The sequence below is a fragment of the Consotaella aegiceratis genome (assembly GCF_036541425.1).
Classification (GTDB): Bacteria; Pseudomonadota; Alphaproteobacteria; order Rhizobiales; family Rhizobiaceae; genus Consotaella; species Consotaella aegiceratis.
Genome location: NZ_JAZHFT010000081.1, coordinates 1 through 8,333 on the forward strand (window position 1 = coordinate 1; position 8,333 = coordinate 8,333).

At 64.7% G+C, this 8,333-nt stretch carries 8 protein-coding genes and 2 pseudogenes; 3 read left to right on the forward strand and 7 right to left on the reverse strand.

The window, feature by feature from the left end; all coding sequences use genetic code 11:
- Window positions 1-8 precede the first annotated feature (8 nt).
- Window positions 9-173, forward strand: coding sequence for a TIGR02186 family protein (locus SMD10_RS25665; protein ID WP_432757311.1), 165 nt, complete (start codon window positions 9-11; stop codon window positions 171-173).
- Window positions 174-453: 280 nt separating this feature from the next.
- Window positions 454-1,470 (forward strand): LLM class flavin-dependent oxidoreductase, encoded by a 1,017-nt coding sequence (locus tag SMD10_RS24360; protein ID WP_331688332.1) that lies wholly within the window; start codon window positions 454-456, stop codon window positions 1,468-1,470.
- Window positions 1,471-1,593: 123 nt separating this feature from the next.
- Here SMD10_RS24360 and SMD10_RS24365 read toward each other — a convergent pair whose 3' ends face one another.
- The 3 genes and pseudogenes from SMD10_RS24365 to SMD10_RS24375 all read right to left on the reverse strand — a co-directional run.
- Window positions 1,594-1,809 carry a tautomerase family protein gene (locus SMD10_RS24365; RefSeq protein WP_331688333.1) on the reverse strand — a complete coding sequence of 72 codons (216 nt, stop codon included), beginning with the start codon at window positions 1,807-1,809 and terminating at the stop codon, window positions 1,594-1,596.
- A gap of 30 nt (window positions 1,810-1,839) precedes the next feature.
- Window positions 1,840-2,733 carry an SDR family oxidoreductase gene (locus SMD10_RS24370; protein WP_331688334.1) on the reverse strand — a complete coding sequence of 298 codons (894 nt, stop codon included), beginning with the start codon at window positions 2,731-2,733 and terminating at the stop codon, window positions 1,840-1,842.
- A 10-nt stretch (window positions 2,734-2,743) separates the two neighbouring features.
- A pseudogene (locus SMD10_RS24375) lies at window positions 2,744-2,818 on the reverse strand (SDR family oxidoreductase); the annotation flags it as partial.
- Between SMD10_RS24375 and SMD10_RS24380 the strand changes: the two are divergent.
- A pseudogene (locus SMD10_RS24380) lies at window positions 2,816-3,172 on the forward strand (LysR substrate-binding domain-containing protein); the annotation flags it as partial. The pseudogenes SMD10_RS24375 and SMD10_RS24380 overlap by 3 nt on opposite strands.
- Window positions 3,173-3,269: 97 nt before the next feature.
- On the opposite strand, the gene SMD10_RS24385 reads toward SMD10_RS24380, so the two are convergent.
- From SMD10_RS24385 to SMD10_RS24400, 4 genes are all read right to left on the reverse strand, one after another.
- Entirely contained in the window at window positions 3,270-4,001 is a 732-nt protein-coding gene (locus SMD10_RS24385; protein WP_331688335.1) for a response regulator transcription factor, read from the reverse strand.
- Between the two features lie 432 nt (window positions 4,002-4,433).
- Window positions 4,434-6,908, reverse strand: coding sequence for a trimethylamine-N-oxide reductase TorA (torA, locus tag SMD10_RS24390; protein ID WP_331688336.1), 2,475 nt, complete (start codon window positions 6,906-6,908; stop codon window positions 4,434-4,436).
- A 39-nt stretch (window positions 6,909-6,947) separates the two neighbouring features.
- Entirely contained in the window at window positions 6,948-7,583 is a 636-nt protein-coding gene (locus SMD10_RS24395) for a molecular chaperone TorD family protein (RefSeq protein ID WP_331688337.1), read from the reverse strand.
- Between the two features lie 31 nt (window positions 7,584-7,614).
- A partial coding sequence (locus SMD10_RS24400) for a NapC/NirT family cytochrome c (RefSeq protein WP_331688338.1) occupies window positions 7,615-8,333 on the reverse strand: 719 nt, incomplete at its 5' end.

Below are 8,333 nucleotides of genomic sequence, written 5' to 3' on the forward strand. Positions count from 1 at the left end.
GCGACGGCGTGCTGCTGCGCCAGGTCTCCAGGCCGCTGCGGGTCGCCAAGGCCGGCCTCGAGGCCACCATCCACGGCTACGCCACCGACTACGGCTACCTCTACGGCATCTTCGCCGTCGCCCTCGCAATCCTCACCGGCTGGCTCGGACGCGTCCTCTTCAAACGCGATTGAGCGATCCAGCGAAACGCCGAGCCCAATAGGCAGGCGGGCTTGATCACCTATGGCCATCGATTCTCTTGTGATTGATCGGTGTCCTGCAAATCGCCCCTTCCTGCAGGCGCTTAATGTCGCCTGGTTGCGCCTGCCGCCTTCCCCTGCTTCGTCGGAGAACAGACTGTCCACACCTGGAATCTTGTTCTGGACGCCGTCGAGAGCAATCTAGAGTGCTCACGGCACGCTGGACCGGGCGATCGCGCCGTCGCAGCCCGCACCATATGCAGAGGAACGCCTCATGAAGAAGATCGGTTTTCTGTCCTTCGGGCACTGGTCACCCTCGCCGCAATCGGAAACGCGATCGGCGCGCGACGCTCTGCAGCAGTCGATCGATCTCGCGGTGGCGGCGGAAGAACTCGGCGCGGACGGAGCCTATTTCCGCGTCCATCACTTCGCCCGCCAACTGGGTTCGCCCTTCCCGCTGCTGGCGGCCGTCGGCGCCCGGACGAGCCGCATCGAGATCGGCACCGCGGTGATCGACATGCGCTACGAGAATCCGCTCTACATGGCGGAGGATGCCGGTGCGGCCGATCTCATCGGCGGCGGGCGACTTCAGCTCGGCATCAGCCGCGGCTCGCCCGAGCAGGTCGTCGATGGTTGGCGGTATTTCGGCTATGCGCCGGCCGAAGGCGAGAGCGACGCCGATATGGCCCGCCACCACACCGAAGTCTTTTTGAACGTTCTCCGGGGTCAGGGATTCGCCGAGCCGAACCCGCGACCGATGTTTGCCAATCCGCCGGGCAAGCTCCGCATCGAGCCGCATTCGGAGGGCTTGCTGGAGCGCATCTGGTGGGGCTCGGCCTCCAACGCCACCGCCGTCTGGGCGGCGGAGCACGGCATGAACCTGCAAAGCTCGACCTTGAAGGAAGACGAGACGGGCGAGCCCTTCCACGTCCAGCAGGCGAAGCAGATCCGCCGGTACCGCGAAGCCTGGAAGGATGCCGGACATGCGCGCGAGCCGCGCGTGTCGGTGTCGCGCTCCATCTTCGCGCTCGTCGACGATCGCGATCGTCTCTATTTCGGGCGCGGCCAGGATGGCGACCAGGTCGGCATCATCGACAACATGCGGGCGATCTTCGGCCGCTCCTACGCCGACGAACCGGACAGGCTGGTGGAGCAATTGAAGGCGGACGAGGCCATCGCCGAGGCCGACACGCTGCTTCTGACCGTGCCGAACCAGCTCGGTGTCGACTACAACGCGCACGTGCTCGAGGCCATCCTCAAGCATGTCGCCCCCGCCCTGGGCTGGCGGTAACTTCGACAGGGTCCGTGCGAAACGCACATCGGCCAACCGATCGCGCTCCGGTTGGCCGAAGCTTCGATCGACGAAAGACAGACGTGTGGACGCAGCACGATGCTGCGTCCACGTCATGCCGGGCTATTCGTCGATGACCCGGTAGGCGTCCGGGATGACGAAGATCTCGTCGGCCCGGGCATAGCCGCCGTCCTTGACCTCTTCGATCAGGACCATGGTGTGCGGCCGCGCCGCTTCGCTGAAGTAGTCGAAGACCATGTCGGTCGCACGGTGGACGATCTCCTCCTTCTGCTTGCGCGACAACGCGGCCTCGGGGACCTTGATGTTGATGAACGGCATTTCGCGCCTCCTCGGCTGAATGGATTCTTGTCAGGATGCGGGATGGAGGAGATCGGCGAGTCCGATCCGCTCCTGAAGCTGCGCGCGGAGACGGTCGGCGACGCCGTTGACGATTTCCGCGCCGTCCTCGGAAGGATCGACGTGGACGCGAAACGGCCGCTTGCCGTGCGGCATATCCACGATCTCGATGATCGCACGGGCGACGCTCGCCGGATCCGCATCCTCGGGTTCGAGCTTGGCGAGGCCGTCCAGCGCCACCTTGTCGGCACCGGCATAGGGGCCAGACCAATAAGCCTGCGCGCGCGCCTCGTCGTCGGGATGCGTGGCATGCTCGAAATGCTTCGTCCCCTGCGTGAAGGCGCCCGGAACCAGGATCGTCGTCTCGATGCCGAACCGCGCGAGTTCCAGGGCATAGCTCTGTGCCAACGCGTCCATTCCGGCCTTGGCGGCGAAATAGGGCGCGAGAAACGGCGGCGTGCCGCCGCGCGTGCTGCTCGACCCGACCCACAAGACCAGACCTTTGCCGGCCTGGCGCATGATCGGCAGGGCCGCCCGGTTGACGCGCTGGGTGCCGACGACGTTGACGTCGTAGAGGCGGGCGATCTGCTCCGGCGTAAAGGCTTCCACCGGACCGAACGCCATGTGGCCGGCATTGTGGATCAGCACGTCGAGCCGGCCTGCCTCGTCCTGGATGCGGGCGACTGCCGCCTCGGCGGACGCATCCGACGTCACGTCGAGCGCGATCGGAGTCAGCTTCACGCCCTCGTCGCGGGACAACTGCTCCATCTCCGCGGCGGGCTTGCCGTCGTGAGCCGCCAGATCGCGCATCGACGCGAAGACGTGATGGCCGGCACGCGCCAGGGCGCGCGCCGCCATAGCGCCGAACCCGCTCGACGCCCCGGTGATCAGAATGGATTGGCTCATGTCCATCTCCTCAGATGACGCCGCCATTGGCGCGCAGCACCTGGCCGCTGACCCAGGCGCCATCGGACCCGGCGAGGAAGTCGACGACCTCGACAGTCACAACATGATGGGGTTCATCTCGTCGCGGACCGGCGACGTGATGCCGCTGGAGTTCATGATCGAGGGCAAGCCGCACGACATCACGCTGCCTTGCCGCGTCTCGGCCAACCATTCCGATACCACCGCCGATCTCGCCCGGCTCGGCTTCGGGCTCATCCAGGCGCCACGCTACCGCTTCGCCGAGGACCTGGCTTCGGGCCGGCTGGTGGAGGTGCTGCCCGACAATCCACCGCTCTCCTCGCCCATGTCGGCGCTCTTTCCACAAAATCGCCAATTGGCGCCGCGCCTGCGCATCTTTCTGGAATGGATCGCCGGATTTTTCAGAACCGATCTCGATTGAGAGGGCGCGATGTGCGCCGTCCGCAGCGGAGGCCCAAGCCTCGCCGCCTGCAATCGACCTGCGTTTTTGACGTGGAAGCCGGCGTGCGACCGACCTGTCAGGTCACCGGCTCGGCAAAGACATAGCCGAGCCGGTATTCGGTCAGGATCATCTTCGGATCGGCCGGATCGACCTCGATCTTTCGACGCAGCCGCGCCACCAGCACATCGATGGTCCGATCCTGCGGGTTCCACTGATGGTCACCGATAGCCTCGATCAGGTCGCTCCGGCTCATGACCCGAAAGGGGTGCAGCACCAGCGCCTCGAGCAGGGCGAACTCGGCATGGGTCAGACGGATCGAATCGCCCTCAGGAGATTTCAGCCAGTGCTCGTCGAGATTGAGGCTCCAGCCCGCGAAATGACGCACCTTGTTTCGAAGCGGCGGCTCTGCCGGGCGGGCGGTGCGGCGCAGGACGGAATGAACCCTCGCCAGCAGTTCGCGCATCGAAAACGGCTTGGTGATGTAGTCGTCCGCTCCCAGTTCCAGTCCGACGACGCGGTCGGCTTCGGCCGTTTTGCTGGTCACCAGGATCACCGGAATCCGTGACCGTTCCTGGATCTCGCGCATCAGCGCCAGCCCGTCGCCGTCCGGCAGGCGGATGTCCATCAGGACGAGATCGAAATTGACACGATCGAGAAGGCGTTTGAGGCCGCTCGCGCTGTCGGCCGCGGCGACGCGAAACCCTTCGTTCTGCAGATAGGCGACCAGCGTTTCCTGCACGACCGGCTCGTCGTCGACGACGGCGATGCGGATCTCGTTCGGAATGATGGTTACGCTTGTCCAGTTCATCAGGCTTCAGCTTCATTCAGAATGGGCTGCCGACAGGCAAGCGCAAACGCGTCCGCTCCTGGGGGCACTTCCGCTCCGATATCGCGCTGACCCATGGCCGCCCCCGAGACCTCCGCATTCCGATTGAAGACGGTGCCCGATTGTATCGGCCGGTCCAAGCCGGCGGCAAGGCCGACCCATTCTATACAGCGTGCCCCGGAAAAGTCTTTTCTTCTCGATCCGCCGCCGGATGGTCGTGCCGCGATTGGCGCAAATTCGGTTCGTCCGATCGTTGGAGCGGCAGCAGCGGTCCGTCACCACTGGGATCGGCAAACGAGAAGAGATGGGTCGCGATCGCGAACCGCCATCGGAACCGGGCGGGCCCGATGGCCTATCCACCCATCGGCGGGGCCACACCGCAATGGCGCGGCCCCGCTGGAGGTCGTGCTTCGGTCAGGCGGCTTCTTTCGGCGCGGTGAAGACCGTCACCTCGGGCGTCTCGCCTTCGAACTTCTCGACCTGCGCCATGCAGGTCGCCGCCGAGGTGCCCTGGGCCAGCCGCGAGGTTCCGATATCCGGCGTCAAGACGTTCACGTCGCCGTACTTGCACACCGTGTTGTCATCCGAAACGTCTTCCGGATCGTACCAGCCGCCTTCCCACAGACGGACCACGCCCGGGCGGATTTCGTCACTCACCACGGCTCCGGCCAGCACCTGGCCACGATCGTTGAAGACGCGAACGATGTCGCCGTCGGCAATGCCGCGCACCTGCGCATCCTGGGTGTTGATGAGACAGGGCTCGCGGCCGGCGACCGTGTACTCTTCACGCACCTTTGTGCCGCAGAGCTGCGAGTGGAGACGATATTTCGGGTGAGCGGAATTGACGTGGAGCGGGAAGGTCTTGTCCTCCTGCCCCAGCCATTCCTGCGGCTCGATCCACGTGGGATGGGGCGGGCAGTCGTCCGTGTAGCCCATCTTCTCGATCGCCTTGGAGTAGATCTCGATCATGCCCGTCGGCGTCGGCAGCATGTTGAGCAGCGGATCCTCGCGGAACTCGGCATGCTTCACGTAATCGAGGTTCTCCTCGGGGACTTCGAACTCGAGAATGCCCTTGTCCCAGAATTCCTCGAATTCCGGCATCTCGAGATTCTTGCCCGCGGCCTGCTCCTTCGCCGCATCATAGGCGTCCTTGATACGGTCCATCTCGCTCTTGCCTTCGGTGAACTCCTGGCCGATGCCGAGCTTCTCGGCGAGAGCGGAGAAGATGTCGTAGTCGGAGCGCGCCTCGAACACCGGATCGATCATCTTCTTCATGGCCAGCAGCGCCTTGCGGCAGGTGGGGCTGACCATGTCGATGTCGTCGTGCTCGACCGTGGATGCGGCCGGCAGAACGATGTCGGCGAAGCGGGCGCTCGCGGTCCATTCGAAGTCCTGGACCACCACGGTCTCGAACTTCTTCCAGGCCTTGCGCATGCGGTTGCGGTCCTGGTGGTGGTGGAACGGATTGCCGCCGACCCAGTAGGTCATCTTCACGTCGGGATAGAGATGGGTCTCGCCGTTGTGCTCGTAGGACTCGCCCGGCTTTTCCAGCATGTCGACGATACGCGCCACCGGAATGATCTGGGCCCCCTTCTCGTCGGGCCATGCCTTGATTTCCGTGCGCTCGCCGGTCGAGATCGGTGTGCCGACGCTCGGTCCGTTGGTGACCGGCGCGCCGCACGCGTCGAGATGATAGCGCTGCGTGAAGCCCCCGCCGGGAAGGCCGATCTGACCGATCATCGAAGCGAGCGTCACCAGCGCCCAGGGAAACTGCTCGCCGTGATGCTGGCGCTGCGGCGACCATCCGCTGACGAGCATGGTGCGCCCTGCCACCATGCGGTGGGCGAGATCACGGATGTCGTCGGCCGGGATCTCTGTGATCTCCGAGGCCCAATCGGCGGTTTTCTCGACGCCATCCGAGCCGTTGCCCATCAGGTAGTCGGCGAACTGGTCGAAGCCATAGGTGTAGTTCTCGATGAAGTCCTTGTCGTAGAGATCTTCGCTGAGCAGCGTATGGCAGAGGCCGAGAGCCAGCGCGACGTCGGTCTGCGGACGAACCGCGATCCATTCGCCGCCGAGGTCGTTGCAGGATTCGACCTTCACCGGGTTGAGGAAGAGGGTCTTCTTGTTCGCCGCCTTGAGGTCGTCGATCCACTGCCACTCGTCGTGGCTCGGAATGGTGTTCGAGATGCGGTTGTTGTTGACCGGGTCGACGGCCCAGAAGACGACGAGATCGGAGTGCTCGGTCACCGTCTTGAAGGTGGTCTGCGGCCCCTCCGCCTCGATCATCCCCATCACGTAGGGCATGATCGCCTCGATACCGGCCTTGGAATAGTTGCTCGAGCTGTTGACCGAGCCGCCCATCAGGTTGAACAGGCGCTTGAGCATGCTTTGGGGGTTCATGCGGCCGGCGCTGCGCCAGCCGTAGGACCCGGTGTAGAGCGCCCAGGGCCCCTCTTCATCCTCGAGCCGCTTGATCTCCTTCGCCACCAGGTCGAGCGCCTGGTCCCAGGAGACGCGGACGAAATCGCCGGTGCCGCGGCTATCGCGCTCCGCCGCCGGTCCCTGATCGAGATAGGCGCGACGCACCATGGGATAGCGAATGCGGCTGGCCGAATAGACGATGTCCTGGACGCCATCCAGCATCTCGGCGGGACGCGGGTCCTTTTCCCAGGGGCGAACGCTGGCGAGCCGCCCGTCTTCGACCTTGCCGTAGAAGACGCCGAAGTGGGATCCGCTCAGAACCTCGCCCGTCTCGCTGGCGGCAAAGGCGCGCGAAACGCCCGCCGGCAGGACGGCGCCGGCCACGCCGAGCGCTGCCAGCGACGAGCTGACCTTCAGGAAGCGTCGCCGTGACAGCGAGCATGACGACAAGGATAGACCAGACATGTCCTTTTCCTCTCCACTTTGTAAATCGTTCGGTTCGGGTCATGCGGGCCAGTGAATGGCCCGTCCCAAAAGCGTTTCGAGAAGGACCGCCGCCGCCGCATAGAAGCCGGTGCGGTCGTGGTTTCGACAGGATTGGGCAAAGGCAGGCACCCAATCGCGCAGGCGCTCGTGCAGGCCTTCGGCCGTCGCGATGTCGCTCTCGTCGCCACTCACGGTGCCGAGGCGAAGCGCGTCGTCGAACAGCGCCAGCTCGACGACCAGATGATCGGGCGCCTCCGGAAATTCCGAGGTCGTCTCCATCCCCTGCTGGCGCAGAAGGAGAGCCATCTCGCCGGCCGGCTCCTGATACAGACGCCCCGAACCCCGATAGACGGACTCGTAAGGGGACGCGCTCTTGGGTCCGCCGAGCCCCAGGAAGAGCTGGCAGAACGCTTTGTTGAGCGCGCTTTCCGCCTGTTGGGGCGTACCCAGGGCGGAAGCGGCCGCGACGATCGCCTCGACCCGGCCCGACAGATCCTCGATGCGGGTCAGCGCCTTGAAAACGTCGCTCTCGTGCGCCGCACGGATCGCCTCGACATCGGCAGCCTCCAAGGGCGAACCGAAGAGTCGAGCACACACACGGAGCGCATCGGCATAGGCTGGCGCGGCAATGCTGTGGTGGATTTGGTCGTCCATGGCGTTTTGTCCTCCGCCGGTCGCGCTGCAATCAGCTGCCGGCTTCCATGTCCTTGGCATGGAGCTGGATGAAGCTCTGCAGGATCCGGACTTCCTCCGCACTCAACGCCGTGTAGCCCTTCATCTCCTTGACGATGCCGATCCACTGGTTGGCGAGGTAATGATCGGAGGGCGGCGTTGCATGGCAGGCGCCGCACGCGGCGCTCTTGAGTTCGGTTCCGTAGTCGTTGAGCCCTGCGGCATCGTCGGTGAGGTTGTCGGCCTTCGTCCACGCCTCGATGCTCGCCTCGTGCCAGGTCAGATCGGTGTCTGGATCAACCGTGGTCTGAAGCACCTGCAGCGACTGGGCCATATCGGGAGACAGAGTGGCCTCGAAGATCCGGCGCCCCATGGCGGTGACCAGCAGACGCTCCACACCGTCCTGAGCCCAGCCGTCGATGCTGACCTTGGCCCAATCGCCGGAGCGCTCCAGCACCTTGACCTTGGCGAGAGGCATGAGATTGCCATCGCCCTTGCCGGCGTCATCGGACGGCTGGTCGGCGTAAAGCGGCATCGTCGCGATGGCGTACACCTCGTCGCCGGTATCGGACCCGGCATCGGCCTTGATGTCGTTGAGCATGGCTTTATAGCCGGCGGACATGTCGGGCATCTTGTGGGCGATGCCCTTGTGGCAGGAGATGCAGGTGTCGCCGTTCTGCATGGCCGTCTGCATCTGCTTGGCGGCTTCCGGCTTCTGCTTGTCGAAGTCCA